This is a genomic window from Streptomyces sp. NPDC058240 (assembly GCF_042882135.1).
Taxonomy (GTDB): Bacteria; Actinomycetota; Actinomycetes; order Streptomycetales; family Streptomycetaceae; genus Streptomyces.
In genome coordinates this window covers 12,640-30,088 of sequence record NZ_JBHVWT010000055.1, presented here as the reverse complement: position 1 = coordinate 30,088, position 17,449 = coordinate 12,640, and the positions used below count along the sequence as shown (strand labels likewise).

Annotated in this window: 5 protein-coding genes and 1 pseudogene; 3 read left to right on the top strand and 3 right to left on the bottom strand. The window is 70.6% G+C overall.

Annotation, left to right across the window (positions count from 1 at the left end; genetic code table 11):
* The 3 genes and pseudogenes from ACFVX4_RS36960 to ACFVX4_RS36950 form a co-directional block, all read right to left on the bottom strand.
* A partial coding sequence (locus tag ACFVX4_RS36960) for a type I polyketide synthase (protein ID WP_389986409.1) occupies positions 1–3,761 on the bottom strand: 3,761 nt, incomplete at its 3' end.
* Positions 3,762–3,867: 106 nt separating this feature from the next.
* Positions 3,868–8,958, bottom strand: a complete 5,091-nt coding sequence (locus ACFVX4_RS36955; protein ID WP_389986397.1) for a type I polyketide synthase — start codon at positions 8,956–8,958, stop codon at positions 3,868–3,870.
* Between the two features lie 102 nt (positions 8,959–9,060).
* Positions 9,061–14,643 (bottom strand): annotated as a pseudogene (locus ACFVX4_RS36950) (SDR family NAD(P)-dependent oxidoreductase); the annotation flags it as partial.
* Positions 14,644–14,985: 342 nt separating this feature from the next.
* Here ACFVX4_RS36950 and ACFVX4_RS36945 point away from each other — a divergent pair.
* The 3 genes from ACFVX4_RS36945 to ACFVX4_RS36935 are packed head-to-tail and all read left to right on the top strand — an operon-like array spanning position 14,986 to position 17,350.
* Positions 14,986–15,927 (top strand): proline iminopeptidase-family hydrolase, encoded by a 942-nt coding sequence (locus ACFVX4_RS36945; RefSeq protein ID WP_266430976.1) that lies wholly within the window; start codon positions 14,986–14,988, stop codon positions 15,925–15,927.
* Complete coding sequence (locus tag ACFVX4_RS36940; RefSeq protein ID WP_266430974.1) at positions 15,924–17,129, top strand: cytochrome P450; 1,206 nt, start codon at positions 15,924–15,926, stop codon at positions 17,127–17,129. The genes ACFVX4_RS36945 and ACFVX4_RS36940 overlap by 4 nt, the downstream gene beginning before the upstream one ends.
* A complete protein-coding gene (locus ACFVX4_RS36935) occupies positions 17,126–17,350 on the top strand; it encodes a ferredoxin (RefSeq protein ID WP_266430973.1) in 225 nt (74 codons plus the stop codon). Before ACFVX4_RS36940 ends, ACFVX4_RS36935 begins: the two co-directional genes overlap by 4 nt.
* Positions 17,351–17,449: the final 99 nt, after the last annotated feature.

Here is a 17,449-nt window from a genome sequence, read left to right as displayed (position 1 = left end):
GCAAAATCCACCACACCAGACCCAGCACCCACAGCCACCGAACCCGACCCAGCCGGCACCCAATCCACCCGATACAAGGAGTCGTGGAACTCGGCCCCGCCACCACTGGCCAACTCCGAGGCCTGGGTGGGCCGTACGGCCAGCGACTCGATGGAGGCGACCGCTTCGCCAGCCGTGTCGGCGATGTCCACCGCGAAGCTGTCCGCGCCCAACGGCGAGAGCCGTACCCGCAACGCGGACGCACCGGTGGCGTGCAGCGTCACTCCGCGCCACTCCGCGTTCAGTCGCAGGTTCACTGCCGCCTCGGCGACCGGCGCGGAGCTCAGGAGTGCCAGGCTCTGCACTGCGGCGTCCAGGGCCGCAGGGTGCAGGCCAAATCGCTCGGCATCCTTTGCCGCCTGCTCAGGCAGGACGACCTCGGCGTACAGTTCCTCGTCATGGCGCCAGGCGGCCTTCAGGCCCTGGAATACCGGCCCGTACGTCAGCCCCGCATCCGCGTACCGCTCGTACACGTCCTCAACCGAAACCGGCGCCGCCCCCGCCGGAGGCCATACACCGAAAGCGGGCTCGTCCGCGACAGCGCGCACACCGGCATCGAGCACGCCTGTGGCGTGCCGCGTCCACGACGCGTCACCCGCCACATGCTCACCGCGCGAGAACACCCGTACCGCACGCCCACCAGAACCACCCTCAGGCGCACCCACCACCACCTGCACCTGCACACCACCACGCTCCGGCAACACCAACGGCGCCTCCAGCGTCAACTCCTCCAACACCCCACACCCGACCTGATCCCCCGCTCGAATCGCCAACTCCACAAACCCGGTCTCCGGGAACACGACGGAGCCCGCGGCGGCACGGTCGGCCAGCCAGGTGTGCGTAGCCACGGAGAGTCGCCCGGTGAACAGCGCACCGTCGGAGTCCGCCAGCATCATCGCCGCACCCAGCAGCGGGTGATCGGCGGCGTCGAGCCCGATCGAGGCGATGTTTCCGACGGTCGCCACGTTCTTGATCCAGTAGTGCCGGCGCTGGAAGGGGTAGGTGGGCAGGTCGACGGGCCGGGTCGGGCCGCCGGGGTGCAGGGCGGGCCAGTTGACGGTGTGGCCGGTGGTCCAGAGGCGGGCCAGCGCGGTGCGGGTCTCCGTCTGTTCGGGGCGGTTGCGGCGCAGTAGGGAGACGAAGACGGCCGTGGTGTCGTCGGGGAGTGCACCGGGGGCCATGGCGGTGAGGACGGCGTCCGGGCCGACCTCCAGGAACGTCGTCACACCCTGGTCGGCGAGGGTCTGCACGCCGTCGGCGAAGCGGACCGCCTCGCGGACGTGGGACACCCAGTACTCGGCAGAGGTGATCTCCCCCGCCGTGGCCATGCGGCCGGTCACATTCGAGACCACGGGGATGCGAGGCTCGCTGTAGGCGAGACCCGACACCACCGCCTTGAACTCGTCGAGCATCGGGTCCATCAGGGGTGAGTGGAAGGCGTGCGAGACCTTCAGCCGGGATGTCTTGCCGCCCTGCGCCCGTACCGCCTCCACCACCCTCTCCACGGAGGCCGCAGCCCCGGAAACCACCACCGCGCGCGGCCCGTTGACCGCCGCGACCGTGGCGTCCCCGACCCCGTCGAGCAGCGCGCGGACCTCCTCCTCGGTGGCCTGCACGGCCGCCATCACCCCGCCCTCGGGCAGCGCCTGCATCAGCCGGCCGCGCGCCGCGACCAGCGCACACGCGTCCGCCAACGAGAACACTCCGGCCGCGTGCGCCGCACCGATCTCACCGATCGAATGCCCGGCCAGCACATCGGGCCGCACACCCCACGACTCCACCAGCCGGAACAGCGCCGTCTCCACCGCGAACAGCGCCGGCTGCGCGTACTCCGTACGATCCAGCAGCCCAGCCTCCGCCGACCCCACCTCAGCGAACAGCACATCCTTCAAAGGCCGTTCCAGCTGAAGGTCGAGATGACCGCACGCCTCGTCCAGCGCGGTCGCGAACACCGGGAAAACGGCGGCCAGTTCACGACCCATACCGACCCGCTGCGCACCCTGCCCCGTGAACAGGAACGCCAGCCGGCCTTCAGCCGCGGCCCCGCTGACCACACCCGGCGCAGGCTCGCCGGCAGCCAGTGCCCGCAGCCCTGCGACCAGTTCATCGCGCCCGGCGCCCGCGACCACCGCACGGTGCTCCAGCTGCGCGCGCGTCGTCGCCAGCGCGACACCCACATCCACCGGATCCGGAGCAGCCACACGCTCCATCAGGCCCAACAGCCCCGCCGCCTGCGCACGCAACGCCTCCGCGCTCGCCCCGGAGACCGGCCACAGCACCGGTCCCGTGGAGCCTGTGGAGTCCGAGTCGGGGCGCTCCACGGGCTCCGCCCCAATGGGCTCCGCCGCCGGCGCCTCCTCAAGGATGACGTGCGCGTTCGTACCGCTGATCCCGAACGACGAGACACCCGCCCGGCGCGGCGTCGTGCCGTCCCACTCCACTTCCTCGGTCAGCAGCCGGACATGGCCGGCCGTCCAGTCCACCTTCGTCGACGGCTCGTCCGCGTGCAGCGTCTTCGGCAGGACGCCGGCCCGCATCGCCATGACCATCTTGATGATCCCGGCGACACCCGCAGCGGCCTGCGTGTGACCCATGTTCGACTTCACCGACCCCAGCCACAGGGGGTTCTCCGCCGCGCGGTCGCGCCCGTACGTCGCCAGCAGTGCCTGTGCCTCGATCGGGTCGCCCAGGACCGTGCCCGTACCGTGTGCCTCGACCACGTCCACCTGGTCCGCAGACAGCTGCGCGCTCGCCAGCGCATCCCAGATGACGCGCTGCTGAGACGGGCCGTTCGGCGCGGTGAGGCCGTTGCTTGCGCCGTCCTGGTTCACGGCGGAGCCGCGTACGACAGCCAGTACGGGATGTCCGTTGCGCCGCGCGTCGGACAGCCGCTCCACCAGCAGTACGCCCGCGCCCTCGGACCAGCCGGTGCCGTCCGCCGCCTCGGAGAACGCCTTGCAGCGGCCGTCGGCCGCGAGACCGCGCTGCTTGCTGAACGCGACGTAGGGGCCGGGGGTCGCCATCACGGTCGCGCCGCCTGCGAGCGCGAGGGTGCACTCACCCTTGTGCAGTGCCTGGATCGCGAGGTGCAGTGCGACCAGCGACGACGAGCACGCCGTGTCCACCGTGACGGCCGGCCCCTCCAGCCCGAGTACGTAGGAGATACGGCCGGACAGCACGGCCGCGTTGCTGCCGGTGGCCATGTATGCCTCGGCCTCTTCCGGCAGTTCCAGGTCGAAGTAGGTCTGGCCGTTGGTGCCCATGAAGACGCCCACGCGGCCGCCGTGCACCGAATCCGGCGCGATGCCACCGCGCTCGAAGGCCTCCCAGGAGGCCTCCAGCAGCAGCCGCTGCTGCGGGTCCATCGCCAGTGCCTCGCGCGGCGATATGCCGAAGAAGGCCGGGTCGAACTCCGCGGCGTCGTAAAGGAAGCCGCCCTTGCGCGGGTAGTCCGCGCCGTCATCCGCGCCCGAGCCCGTTCCGGCGTCGGACCCGGTGTCCCAGCCGCGGTCCTCGGGGAAGTCCCCGATCGCGTCGACCCCTCCGGCGATCAGCTGCCACAGCTCCTCGGGCGAACGCACGCCGCCGGGGAGGCGGCAGCTCATCGCGACGATGGCGATGGGCTCCTGTCCGGCGTTCTCGATCTCCCGCAGCTGCTGCTTCGTGGCATGCAGGTCCGCGGTCGTCCGCTTGAGGTAGTCGAGGAGCTTAGCTTCGTTCACGTTCGCCATCAGGGCCTCGCCGTGTGTCGTTTCCCGGGAACTGCGCATGCGGGAGGTTCGGGAAGTGGGGTGAATGAGCAGAAGGGGGCTGGGGCGGATCAGCGGGTCAGGAGAGCCCGAGTTCCTTGTCGAGGAAGTCGAAGACGTCCTCGGCCGACGCGGCGCCGAGGCGGTCGGCGACGGTGGGACCCTCTGCCGGCTCGGTGTTCCCCGCGTCGTTGTCGTCGTTGATTCGCGCGTTGAGCCGGGTGACGAGTTCCTGGAGCCGGTGGCTGATCCGGCTGCGTTCGATCTCCTCCACGGAGAGGGCCGCCGCCACGGATTCGATGCGCTCCAGCTCCGCCAGTACGGGTACGGCGGGGGCTGCTCCGCTCGGGCACAGTTCGCCGTGCAGATGCCCGGCCAGGACGTCGGGGTTCGCGTAGTCGAAGAGCAGCGTGGCCGGGAGCTTGAGACCCGTGACAGTACTCAGCCTGTTGCGGAATTCGACGGCGGTGAGCGAGTCGAATCCGAGCTCGTTGAAGGCGCGGCTGGACTGCACCGCGCTGGTGCTGTCGTAGGCGAGGACGAGCGCCACCTGTCCGCGTACCAGGTCCAGCACTTCGCGCCGCTGCTCGCTCTCGGGCAGGGCTGACAGCCGGACAACCAGGTCCGAAGCCGCTTCGGACGGGCCCGCGGGCCCGCCGGTGCCGCCGGCCGCGGTGGCACCGGTGCGCACCTCGGGGAGGCCTGCGATCAGCGGGCTGGACCGGGTCGCTGTGAAACCGGCCGCGAGCTGCGGCCAGTCGGCGTCCAGTACGCCGACGCAGGTCGCCGCCCGGTCCAGGGCCCGCTGAAGGGCCGTCAGGCAGAGTTCGGCGTCCATCGGGGCCAGGCCGCGCCACCAGGAGCGGTCCTGCGAGGCGTCCTCGCCCGCCATGCCGCCACCGTCCCAGGGTCCCCAGGCCACCGAGGTGGCCGCGAGGCCCAGGGCCCGGCGGTGCTGGGCGAGTGCGTCCAGGTAGGCGTTCGCGGCGGCGTAGCTGCCCTGTCCCGCGCTGCCGAGCAGTCCGGCGATCGAGGAGAAGGTGACGAACGCCGTCAGTCCGTGGTGCCTGGTGAGCTCGTGCAGGTGCCGGGCCGCCTCCACCTTCGGGCGCAGTACGCCGGCGAGCCGCTCGGGGGTGATGGACTCCAGCACGCCGTCATCCAGCACGCCGGCGGTGTGCATGACGGCGGTGAGCGGCTGGTCGTCGGGCAGGCCTTCGAGCAGCGCGGCGAGGGCCGCGCGGTCGGCGACGTCGCAGGCCGCCACGGTGACCCGGGCTCCGAGCGCGGTCAGTTCGGCCGTCAGTTCCTCGGCGCCCGGTGCCTGCGGGCCACGGCGGCTGGTCAGTACGAGATGGGCGGCGCCGCGTTTGGCGAGCCAGCGGGCGACGTGCGCGCCGAGTGCGCCGGTGCCGCCGGTGACCAGGACGGTGCCGTGCGGCGTCCAGTTCCCTGTGGCGGCGGTGTCGCCCTCGGTCGCGGTCTCGTCGTCGCCGTGCGTGTCCGTGTCGCCGCTGCCACGGCTCCCGGTGCCCGCGATGGTCGTGTCGGCGGGGACGTGCACGAGCCGGCGGCCGAAGGTTCCCGAGGCGCGCACCGCGATCTGGTCCTCCGCTCCGGCCCCCTGGTCGGCGGCGCCTCCTGCCAGTACGGACACCAGCCGGGCGGCCGTACGCTCGTCGGCCGTCGGCGGCAGGTCGATCAGGCCGCCCCAGCGCTGCGGCTGTTCCAGGGCGACGACCCTGCCGAGTCCCCACACCTGGGCCTGCTCCGGGTGCGGCAGTTCCTCCGCCCCGCCCACCGCGACCGCGCCGCTGGTCAGGCACCACAGCGGCGCATCGATCGCGGCGTCGCCCAGCGCCTGGGCGAGCGCGACGGTGGCGGTCAGGCCATACGGGTCGGCGAGAGCGAGCAGGGAGAGCACCGCGCGTACCGGTGAGCCCGCTTCGGACGCGGTACGCAGCCGGTCCGTGAGCGCGGTCCGTGCCGCGGCGGTGCCGGTGGGGTCCCCTTCGCCGGCGAGGGAGGCCAGTTCGGCGGCGTCCACCGTGATGAGGTGTGGCTGCGCGCCCCGGGCGTGCAGTGCCTCGCCGAGCCGCTCTGCCCAGCGGCCGGCGGCTGCTCCCTGCGGTGCCAGGACGAGCCAGGTGCCTGCCGCGGCCGCGGTGTCCCGGGCGGGTTCAGCGAGGGGCAGCCAGTCGATCCGGTAGCTCCAGGCGTCGGCGGTCGCCTCCTTCACCCGGTGCGAGCGCCAGGACGCGAGCAGGGGCAGCACGGCGTCCAGCGATTCCCGCTGGGCGTCGCTGTCCGCGTGCAGTGCCTCGGCGAGCGCGCCGGTGTCGGTGCGTTCCACGGCGTCCCAGAAGGCCTGGGCGCCCGCGCTGCCGGGCGTGGACCGGATCGTTGTACCGGAGGCGTCGGAGGCGTCGTTCTCCCACCAGTAACGCTGCCGCTGGAACGGGTAGGTGGGCAGCTGCACCCTGCGCCCGCCCCAGCCCGCGGCGGTCGCGGGCCAGTCGACCGCCGTACCGCGTACGTGCAGTTCGGCGAGCGCGGTGGTCAGCGACTGCGACTCGGGGCGGTCGGCGCGCAGCACCGGCACGAAGGCGGTGCTCCGGGAGTCGGCGTCGTCCGTCACGCACTGCTGGGCGAGGGCGGTGAGGGTGGCGCTGGGACCCAGCTCGACGAAGGTGCTGACGCCGTGTTCGCGCAGGGTGGCGATGCCGTCGCTGAAGCGCACCGTCTCGCGTACGTGCCGCACCCAGTAGTCGGCAGAGGTCAACTCGCCCTCGGTGCATAGCTTTCCGGTGAGATTGGAGACGACAGGGAGCTGCGGCGCGTGCATCGGGAGGTCCGCGACGACCTCACGGAAGTCCGCGAGCATCGGGTCCATGCGGGGCGAGTGGAAGGCGTGGCTGACGCGCAGTCGTGACGTCTTGCGGCCCTGTTCCCGGAGCTGTTCCGCGACGCGCAGGACGGCATCCTCGTCGCCGGAGAGCACCACGGCCGACGGGCCGTTCACGACGGCCACGGCGATCCGTGCGCCTTCGCCGAGCAGTGGGAGTACGTCCTCCTCGGACGCCTCGACGGCGACCATCGCGCCGCCTGCGGGCAGTTCCTGCATCAGCCGGCCCCTGGCCGCCACCAGCGCGCAGGCGTTCGCCAGGGTGAACACACCTGCGGCGTGCGCCGCTGCGATCTCCCCGATCGAGTGGCCGATCAGCAGGTCGGGGCGTATCCCCCAGCTCTCCAGCAGGCGGAATAGTGCCACCTCGACGGCGAAGAGTGCGGCCTGCGCGCAGCCCGTACGGTCCAGTTCTTCCGCGCCCCGCTCGTCCTTGGACCGCCACATCACGTCACGGACGGGTGTCTCCAGCCTCGGGTCCAGTTCTGCGCAGACCGCGTCGAGCGCCGCCGCGAAAGCGGGCTGGGAGGCGTACAACTCCTTTGCCATGCCGCGGCGTTGGGCACCCTGGCCGGTGAACATGAAGGCGGTGCGCCCGCCCGGTCCCTGCGGCGTACCGAATACCAGTCCCGCGCTGTCGTCGCCTGCGGCCAGTGCGTCCAGCCGGCGCAGCAGGCTGTCGTGGTCGTCCGCGACGACGACAGCCCGCTGATCGAAGACGGCCCGGGTGGTGGCCAGCGAGAACGCGACGTCCGCGGCCGTGTCGCGGCCGTCGGCGGTGAGGTGGGCACGCAGTCGGCCTGCCGACTCGCGCAGCGCCCGTTCGTCGCGCGCCGACAGCAGGTACGGAAGCACCCGCGGCTCAGCGGGGGCCGTGGGCGCTCCGGACGGTTCAGCTGCTTCGGATGCCTCGGACGCGGCTTCGGCGGGCGCTTCCTCGATGATGATGTGCGCGTTCGTACCGCTGAGTCCGAAGGAGGAGACGCCCGCCCGGCGCGGCGCGTCGCTGTGCCAGGCGACCGGCTCGGTCAGCAGCCGTACGTTCCCGGTGGTCCAGTCGACCTGCGGTGTGGGCTCGTCCACGTGCAGTGTGCGGGGCAGCACCTGGTGCTGAATCGCCTGCACCATTTTGATGATGCCGCTGACGCCTGCGGCGGCCTGCGCGTGCCCCATGTTCGACTTCACCGAGCCGAGCCACAGGGGGCTTTCGGCGGGGCGGTCCTGGCCGTAGGTGGCGAGGAGCGCCTGCGCCTCGATGGGGTCGCCGAGTACGGTGCCCGTGCCGTGTGCCTCGACCGCGTCGACGTCCTTGGTGGTGAGTCCCGCGTTGTTGAGGGCCTGACGGATGACGCGCTGCTGGGCGGGGCCGTTGGGGGCGGTGAGGCCGTTGCTTGCGCCGTCCTGGTTCACGGCGGAGCCGCGTACGACTGCCAGTACGGGGTGCCCGTTGCGCCGCGCGTCCGAGAGACGCTCCACCAGCAGCACGCCCACGCCCTCGGACCAGCCCGCGCCGTCCGCCGCGCCGGCGAAGGACTTGCATCGCCCGTCCGAGGCGAGCCCGCGCTGCCGGCTGAACTCGATGAACATCTCCGGTCCGGCCATCACGGTCACGCCGCCGGCCAGCGCAAGCGAGCACTCGCCGTTGCGCAGCGCCTGCGCGGCCAGATGCAGCGCCACCAGCGAGGACGAGCACGCCGTGTCGACCGTCACCGCGGGGCCCTCGAAGCCGAAGGTGTAGGCGACCCGGCCGGACACGAGGCTGCCGGCCGCGCTGCCGCCGGCGTAGTCGTGGTACATCAGGCCGGCGAACACCCCGGTCCTGCTGCCCTTGAGCGTGGCCGGGTCGATGCCCGCGCGCTCGAACGCCTCCCAGCTGGTCTCCAGCAGCAGCCGCTGCTGGGGGTCCGTCTCCGGCGTCTCCCTGGGGCTGAGACCGAAGAACACCGGGTCGAACTCCGCGGCGTCGTACAGGAATCCGCCCTCGCGCACATAGCTGCGGCCGGGGCGACCCGGCGCGGGGTCGTACAGCGAGTCCATGTCCCAGCCGCGGTCGGTGGGGAACTGACCGACCACATCGGTGCCTTCGTCCACCACCCGCCACAGGTCCTCGGGAGATGTGACGCCGCCCGGGTAGCGGCAGCCCATGGCAACGATCGCGATCGGCTCGTGCTTGCCGTCCTCCACCTCGCGCAGACGGCGGCGGGTCTCCTGGAGGTCAGCCGTCGCACGCCGCAGGTACTCACGCAGTTTCTGGTCGTTCGCCATCGGTGTCTGAGCCAATCTGAGGTCTGTCGAGCGATTCGGGGCGGGCGGAGCGGAAATACGGGGAGGGCATCCGGGCCGTCGGTGCCGTCGGCCCGGCTCCTGCTACGGGAGTCCGATTTCGCCGTCCAGAGCGGCGAACAGCTCGTCGTCGGTGGCCGACTCGTAATCCGCACGGACTACGGCGTCCTGCCCCGCACCGCGCCGGTCCCGCCATTTGCGTACCAGTGTCTCCAGTAGCGCGGCGACTTCCGCATGCTCCCCGTCGCGCTCGCCCTCGTCCGGGGGCGAGGCGAGCAGAGCCGATTCCAGGCGGTCGATCTCGGCGAACAGCGACTGCCCCGAGGAAAGGGCCGGCACGAGCTCGGCCGCCAGGTGCGCGGCCAGCACGGCCGGCGCGGGGAAGTCGAAGACGAGGGTCGCCGGCAGCCGCAGGCCGGTGGCCGCGCCCAACAGGTTGCGCAGATCGACGGCCGCCAGTGAATCGAAGCCGATGTCCTTGAACGCCCGCTCAGGGTCGATGTGTTGGCCGCTGCCGTGACCGAGCACGGCTGCCGCGCTGTCCCGGACCAGATCGAGGAGGAGGAGGTCGCGGTCGGCCTCCGACAGGCCGGACAGCCGCAGCGAGAGCGCTTCGGCGGCCGCCGCAGGAGCCGCTGTCGCCGCGGCCGGGACGGCGCGGCGCATCGGATTGCGTACGAGCGTACGAAGCAGCGCGGGCACCGGTCCGCCCGGCGAGCGCAGCACCGCCGCCTCCAGCCCGACCGGTACGAGCACCGGGGCGTCGACAGCCATGGCCGAATCCAGCAGGGCCAGCGCCCGGCCGGTGGGCAGCGGGCGCATGCCCATCCGCCGTATCCGTTCCAGATCGGCCTCGGTCAGCCGGCCCGCCATGCCCTGGGTCTCGGCCCACAGGCCCCAGGCGAGGGAGAGAGCAGGCAGGCCCTGGGTCCTGCGGTGGCGGGCGAGGGCATCGAGGAAGACGTTCGAGGCGGCGTAGTTGGCCTGTCCGGCGCCGACGAAGAGGCCCGCGGTGGAGGAGAACAGCACGAAGGCGACAAGTGGTTGATGCTGCGTCAGCTCGTGCAGATGCCAGGCTGCGTCCGCCTTGGGACGCAGTACCGAGTCCACGCTTCGCGCGGTCTGCGTCTCGATCAGGCTGTTGTCGGCCACACCTGCTGTATGGATCACAGCCGTGAGGGGGTGACAGGACGGGATCTCGGCGAGCAGCTTCTCCAGTGCGGCGCGGTCCGCGACATCACATGCCACCGGTACCGCTTCGGTCCCGAACTCGGCCAGTTCTTGAGCAAGTTCAAGAGCACCGGGCGCCTTCTCACCGCGACGGCTGACCAGCAGCAGCCGGCGGGCGCCGTGCCGCGCGGCCAGGTGGCGGGCGACAGCGGCACCGAGGCCGCCGGTTCCGCCCGTGATCAGTACGGTGCCTTCCGGATCCCCCCGGGGCGCGCCGATGGCCTCGACTGCGCTCTGCTGCTCTCTCACGAGCCGCGGTTCCAACAACTTGCCGTCACGCAGAACGAGTTCGGTCCCGTCAGTGGCTGCAGCAGATCGCAGAAGCTGTGCGGAGGCCGGGGTGCCGTCCCAGTCGAGGAGCAGCAGCCTCCCGCCGGGTTGTTCGGCCTGTGCGGAACGCACCAGGCCCCACAACGGAGCGTGAACCAGGTCCACGGCCGTGCCGGGCTCGGCGTCGGGGCCGGCCGCGCCGCTGGTGAGGATCACCAGCCGGGAGTCGACGAACCCCGGGTCGGCCAGCCACTCCTGCACGGCCTCCAGCACACGGACCATCGCGGTGCGCATACGGTCCAGCAGACCGGTTCCGTGATCCTCGCCTCCTGTGCACGCGAGGGCTCCTGTGCATGCGAGGGCCACGAAGTCCGGTACGGGGCCGGACGTCGCCCTGAGTGCCGCGAGATCGGAGAACACCGGAGCCTCGGCGCCGAAAGCCGCCACGAGCCGGTCGTCCTCGCTGCTGCCGATGACCGCCCAGCTGCCGGCCGGTTCCTCGGACGGAGACCATCCGGCCCGCTCGGCCCAGCTCGGCCGCAGCAGTGCGTCGTCGTCACTACCGGCCGCCGCCAGCTGTTCGGCGCTGACGGCACGCGCGGCCAGCGAACGTATCGATATCACCGGAGCACCGGTCGAGTCCGTGGCCAGCACTGACGCCTCGTCAGGACCATGGGACGTCACGCGTACACGCAATGAGGTGGCACCTGCCGCGTGCACCGAAACGCCGCTCCACGCGAAGGGCAGCCGCGGCCCTTCGGCACTGGCCTGGCTGTCGCCCTCATCAAAGAGATTGGCATGGAGGGCAGCGTCGAGCAGGGCCGGATGGACGCCGAAGGCGCCGGCGTCCTGGTGAGCTTCCGGGGGGAGGGCGACTTCGGCGTAGATGTCGTTGCCGGCGCGCCAGGCGGCCTTGAGCCCCTGGAACACGGGGCCGTAGTGGTAGCCCTGGGTGGCGAGGTCTTCGTAGGTGTCGTGCAACGTGATGGGATGGGCGCCGGTGGGCGGCCAGTTGCTGAGATCGGAGATGGAGTCAGCCTCGACCGAGGGGAGTTGGGGAGTGAGAGTGCCTTGGGCGTGCTGAGTCCAGGGCGCATCACTGGGTACGTCGCCCGAGTCCGGGCGTGAGTGGATGGTGAGGGTGCGGCGGTCGGACGTGTCAGGGGGCCCGACCGTGATCTGGAGCTGGAGAGCCTGCTCCGGGGCGAGAACGAACGGCGCCTGGAGGGTGAGCTCTTCGAGGTGGGGGGTGCCGGTGTGGTCACCGGCGTGGATGGCGAGTTCGACGAGCGCGGTGCCGGGCAGAAGCACGGCGCCCATGATGCTGTGGTCGGCCAGCCAGGGGTGGGTGCGGGTACTGATGCGCCCGGTGAGGATGGATTCGTCGGTGCCGGCGCGGTGGAGTACGGCGCCGAGCAGGGGGTGACGGGCGGAGGCCTGGCCGAGGGTGGTGACGTCGCCGGCGCCCGGGGCCGACTCCAGCCAGTAGCGCCGGCGTTGGAAGGGGTAGGTGGGGAGATCGACCGGGCGGGCGGGGCGGCCGGTGTGCAGGGCGGGCCAGTTGACGGTGTGCCCACTGGTCCAGAGGCGGGCCAGGGCGGTGAGGGTCTCGGCCTCCTCGGGGCGGTTGCGGCGCAGGAGGGAGATGAATGTGGCTGTGGTGTCGTCGGGGAGGGCGTCGGGGGCCATGGCGGTGAGGACCGTGTCGGGGCCGATTTCGAGGTAGGTGGTGATGCCTTCGGTGGCCAGGGCGCGTATGGCGTCGTTGAAGCGGACGGCTTCGCGGACGTGGGTCACCCAGTAGTCGGGGGACGTGAGCTCACCCGGCGTGGCGGTGCGTCCGGTGACGTTCGAGACGACCGGGGTACGGGGCTCGCTGTAGGCGAGGCCCGACACCACCGTGCGGAACTCGTCCAGCATCGGGTCCATCAGCGGGGAGTGGAAGGCGTGCGAGACCTTCAGGTACGAGGTCTTGCCGCCCTGGGCGCGTACCGCCTCCACGACCTTGTCGACGGAGGCCGCCGTGCCGGAGACCACCACTGCGCGAGGGCCGTTTACCGCTGCGATCGCCGCGTTGCCGACGCCGTTGAGGTGGGTGCGGACATCGTCTTCGGTGGCCTGGAGGGCGGCCATGGTGCCGCCGTCGGGCAGGGCCTGCATGAGGCGGCCGCGCGCGGCGACCAGGGTGCAGGCGTCGGCGAGGGAGAACACGCCGGCGGCATGCGCCGCGCTGATCTCGCCGATGGAGTGCCCGGCCAGCAGATCGGGGCGTACACCCAGCGACTCCACCAGGCGGAACAGGGCCGTCTCGACAGCGAACAGGGCGGGCTGGGCGTACTCCGTCCGGTCCAGCAGCACCGCCAGGTCCGAACCCTCCCGAGCGAAGAGCACGTCTTTCAGGGGGTGGTCCAGCAGGGGGTCCAGGTGTCCGCACACCTCGTCCAGGGCTGCCGCGAACACCGGAAAGGCTGCGGCGAGTTCGCGTCCCATACCGGGGCGTTGGGCGCCTTGTCCGGTGAACAGGAAGGCCAGCCGCCCCTCTCCCTCCGTGCCCCGCACGACACCCGCCTCCTCGCCGGCCTCCAGTGCCCGTAGCCCGGACAGCAACTGCCCACGCTCCGCACCGGTGACCACCGCACGACGCTCCAGCTGCGCACGGGACGTGGCCAGGGCCAGGGCCACATCCACCGGATGAGGGGCCTCCGCCCCTTCCAGCAGACCCACCAGACCGGCCGCCTGTGCCCGCAGCGCACCATCGGTCCGCGCGCTGAGCAACAGTGGCAGCGTCGGCTGCGCGGCATCCTGACGCTCCGGGGCCGTCTCCTCCTGGGGCGCCTCTTCGATGATCACGTGCGCGTTCGTCCCGCTGATCCCGAACGACGAGACTCCCGCCCGGCGCGGCCGCTCACTGTCCCAGGCCACCGCCTCGGTCAGCAGCTCCACCCGCCCCACCGTCCAGTCCACCTTCGACGACGGCTCATCCACATGCAACGTCTTGGGCAGCACACCATGACGCATCGCCATGACCATCTTGATGATCCCGGCCACACCCGCCGCAGCCTGTGTATGGCCCAGATTCGACTTCACCGATCCGAGCCACAGTGGGCCCTGGTCCGAACGGTTCTGACCGTACGTCGCCAGCAGCGCCTGCGCCTCGATCGGGTCGCCGAGCTTCGTACCCGTACCGTGCGCCTCCACCGCGTCCACGTCAGCCGGACGCAGCCGCGCGTTTGCCAGTGCCTGCAGGATGACCCGCTGCTGCGACGGGCCGTTCGGTGCCGTCAGACTGCTGCTTGCCCCGTCCTGGTTGACCGCGCTGCCCCGTACCACTCCCAGCACGCGGTGGCCGTTGCGCTGGGCGTCGGAGAGCCGCTCCACCAACAACACACCCACACCCTCGCCCCACCCAGTGCCGTCCGCGGCTTCGGCGAAGGCCTTGCAGCGGCCGTCGGCCGCGAGCCCGCGCTGCCGGCTGAACTCGGTGAAGGTGTCGGGCGTCGACATCACCGTCACACCGCCGGCCAGGGCCAGCGAGCATTCGCCGTTGCGCAGCGCCTGTACCGCCCAGTGCAGCGCCACCAGCGACGACGAGCACGCCGTGTCCACCGTCACCGCCGGGCCTTCCAGCCCCAGGGCGTAGGAGACGCGGCCCGACACGACGCTGCCTGAATTGCCGTTGCCGATGTACCCGTCCACCTCGTCCGGAATGCTGGACAGGCGCGAGGCGTAGTCGTGGTACATCACTCCGGCGAAGACACCGGTCCGACTGCCGCGCAGTGAGTGCGGGTCGAGCCCGGCGCGCTCCAGTGCTTCCCAGGAGGCCTCCAGGAGCAGCCGCTGCTGCGGGTCCATCGCCAGCGCCTCACGCGGGCCGATGCCGAAGAACTCGGCGTCGAAGTCGGCCGCGTCGTGCAGGAATCCGCCCTCACGGGCATAGGTCTTGCCGGGCTGGTCAGGGTCGGGGTCGTACAGTCCCTCGATGTCCCAGCCACGCCCGGCAGGGAATCCGGAGATTCCGTCCCGGCCGGCTTCCAGTAGTTGCCACAGCTCCTCGGGAGATGTGACGCCACCCGGATAGCGGCAGCTCATGCCGACGATCGCGATGGGCTCGTGTTCCCTGCGCTCGGCTTCGCGCAACTGGCGGCGTGCCTCCCGAAGATCGGCCGTCGCTCGCTTGAGGTAGTCGAGAAGCTTCTTCTCGCTTTCCACCCAAGAACCCCCTGAACCCGGTCGGATTGTCCATCCGAACGCTACGGGCGGCCCTCATCCGCCGACCACCCATAGCCCCCCCTAGCCACCCCTACTAGCGGTCGCCGACAGGGGCCCCTACGCAAATACCGAAGCTATGGGCACTCTTAAGAATCACTTGGTGAACCACCATATCCAGGGGTCGGCGAAGAAGCCCTTCAACTAAGGGCTCATAGGGGCTGCTAGGGGTCTGCCTGACTACTTCGCTGCTATAGCGTTCTTCCCGTTGAAGGCTGCGAAACATTGACCTGGGGTGGGAATATGCCCGCGACACCGACCGCCAGAGGAACCGCCCCCTTCGGCGATTACAAGACCTGGTACCGCGTCACCGGGGATCTCCGCTGCGGACTGCCACCCGTCGTCGTACTGCACGGTGGTCCCGGCAGCACGCACGACTACCTGCTGAGCATGACGGCCCTGGCGGAGGCCGGCCGGCCGGTAGTCCACTACGACCAGCTGGGGAACGGCGGGTCGACGCGGCTGCCGGACAACGGGACGGACTTCTGGACCGTCCAGCTCTTCCGGGACGAACTCGACAACCTGTTGCGGCACCTCGGAGTGGCCGACAACTACATTCTGTTCGGTCAGTCCTGGGGCGGGATGCTGGCCGCGGCTCATGCCTCCGACCGGCCGGCCGGACTACGCGGCCTGGTGATCGCCAACTCACCGGCGTCGATGCCGCTGTGGCTCCAGGAGATGAAGGTGCTCAGGGAGCAGCTTCCGCCAGAGGTACAGGAGACGCTGCTCCAGCACGAGGCCGCGGGCACCACGGACACCGACGAATACTTCGCGGCCATGCGGGTCTTCTACGACCGTCATGTGTGCCGCGTCCTTCCGTGGCCCCGGGACTATCTGGCCACCTTCATGGAGATCAATGACGATCCGACCGTCTACCACGCCATGAACGGGCCCAATGAATTCCATGTCATCGGGACGCTCAAGGACTGGTCGGTCGAAGACCGGCTGCCGCACATCGAAGTACCGACCCTATTGATCAGCGGGCGTTACGACGAGGCCACACCGGCCACCGTCCGACCCTATTTCGAGCGCATACCGAAAGTGCGCTGGGAAATCTTCGAGGAATCCAGTCACATGCCGCACATCGAAGAGCCCGAGCGTTTCACCTCGGTCATGGTCGGTTTTCTCAAGGAAATCCAAGAACACCAAGAACTCAACAACTTGAAGGATGAGGCACGCGGGTGACCACTGCTCAGGAGGTTCGCGCATATCCGTTCAGCGAGCCGGACCGGCTCATACTCGACCCCATGTACGCGAAGCTGCGTACGGAGGAACCGCTGAGCCGGGTGCAGTTCCCGATCGGCGAACCCGCCTGGCTGGCCACGCGCTACCAGGACGTACGCACCGTCCTGGCCGACCCCCGCTTCAGCCGGGCGATGGCCAGGACACGCAACCAGCCGCGCACCCACCCCGGCGAGCACTTGGACGACGGCCTGGTCGGCATGGACGCACCGGACCACGCCCGACTTCGCAAGCTGGTCGCCAAGGCGTTCACCGGGCGCCGCGTGGAGCTGATGCGCGCGGACACCCAGCGGATCGTGAACGGTCTGGCCGACACCATGGTCGAGCAGGGCGGCCCCTTCGAGATGGTGGAGAACTTCGCCGTCCCCGTGCCGGTGACGGTGATCTCCGAGATGCTGGGTGTGCCGGCGGCGGACCGCCCCAAGCTGCGCGTCTGGTCCGAGGCGATGGTCTCCACGACGGCGCTGCCGTGGGAAGAGATGGAGCGCAACGCCAAGGAGCTGTTCGCCTACATCGGCGAGCTGGTCGCGGAGCGGCGTCGCAATCCCACCGAGGACCTGCTCGGCGCGCTGGTCAAGACGCGTGACGAGGACGGCGACCGGCTGAGCGAGGAGGAGCTGGTCATGCATGTGACCGGTGGCCTGCTCATCACCGGCACCGAGACGACCGCCTCGCAGATCCCCAACTTCCTCTACGCACTGCTCAGCCAGCGCGACCAGTGGGAACTGCTCTGCTCGAAACCGGAGTTGGTGCCGCAGGCGGTCGAGGAACTGGTGCGCTGGATCCCGCTGAACTACTCCGCGATGTTCGCCAGGTACGCCCTGGAGGACGTCCAGTTCGGTGATGTCACGGTGAAGGCCGGTGAACCGGTGCTCGGTTCGGTGGCCTCGGCCAACCGCGACCCCGAGATCTTCGAGGACCCCGAGCGGCTCGACGTGACCCGCGAGAACAATCCGCACATCGGCTTCGGTCACGGGCCGCACCACTGTCTGGGCGCCCAGCTCGCGCGGATGGAGCTCCAGAGCGTGCTGAGCACCCTCATCGAGCGCTTCCCCACCCTGGACATCGCCGATGTCGAGGACAGTGTCGTCTGGAAGCAGGGAATGCTGGTGCGCGGTCCGAAGCGGCTGCGAGTGACTTGGTGAGCAGTTGGGCCATCGCCGTCGACCGGACGGCCTGCATCGGCGCGTCGGTGTGCGCCAATTACGCTCCCGGCCACTTCGAGTTGCGGTCCGGCAAGTCCTACCCGCGGGTCGGGACGACGGAACCCGACGAGGCGGCGCTGGACGCAGCGGAGACCTGCCCGGTGTCCGCGATCACGGTGCACGACACCAGCACCGGCGTGCTGCTCGCTCCCGAGGAGTAGCGGTACGGGTACGGGCACCGCTCCCCGTACCCGTCCGCCCCGCCCGCTCCATCACCCCCGCCACTCAACGTCTGTGCCTCCGTATGCCTGTACATCTCG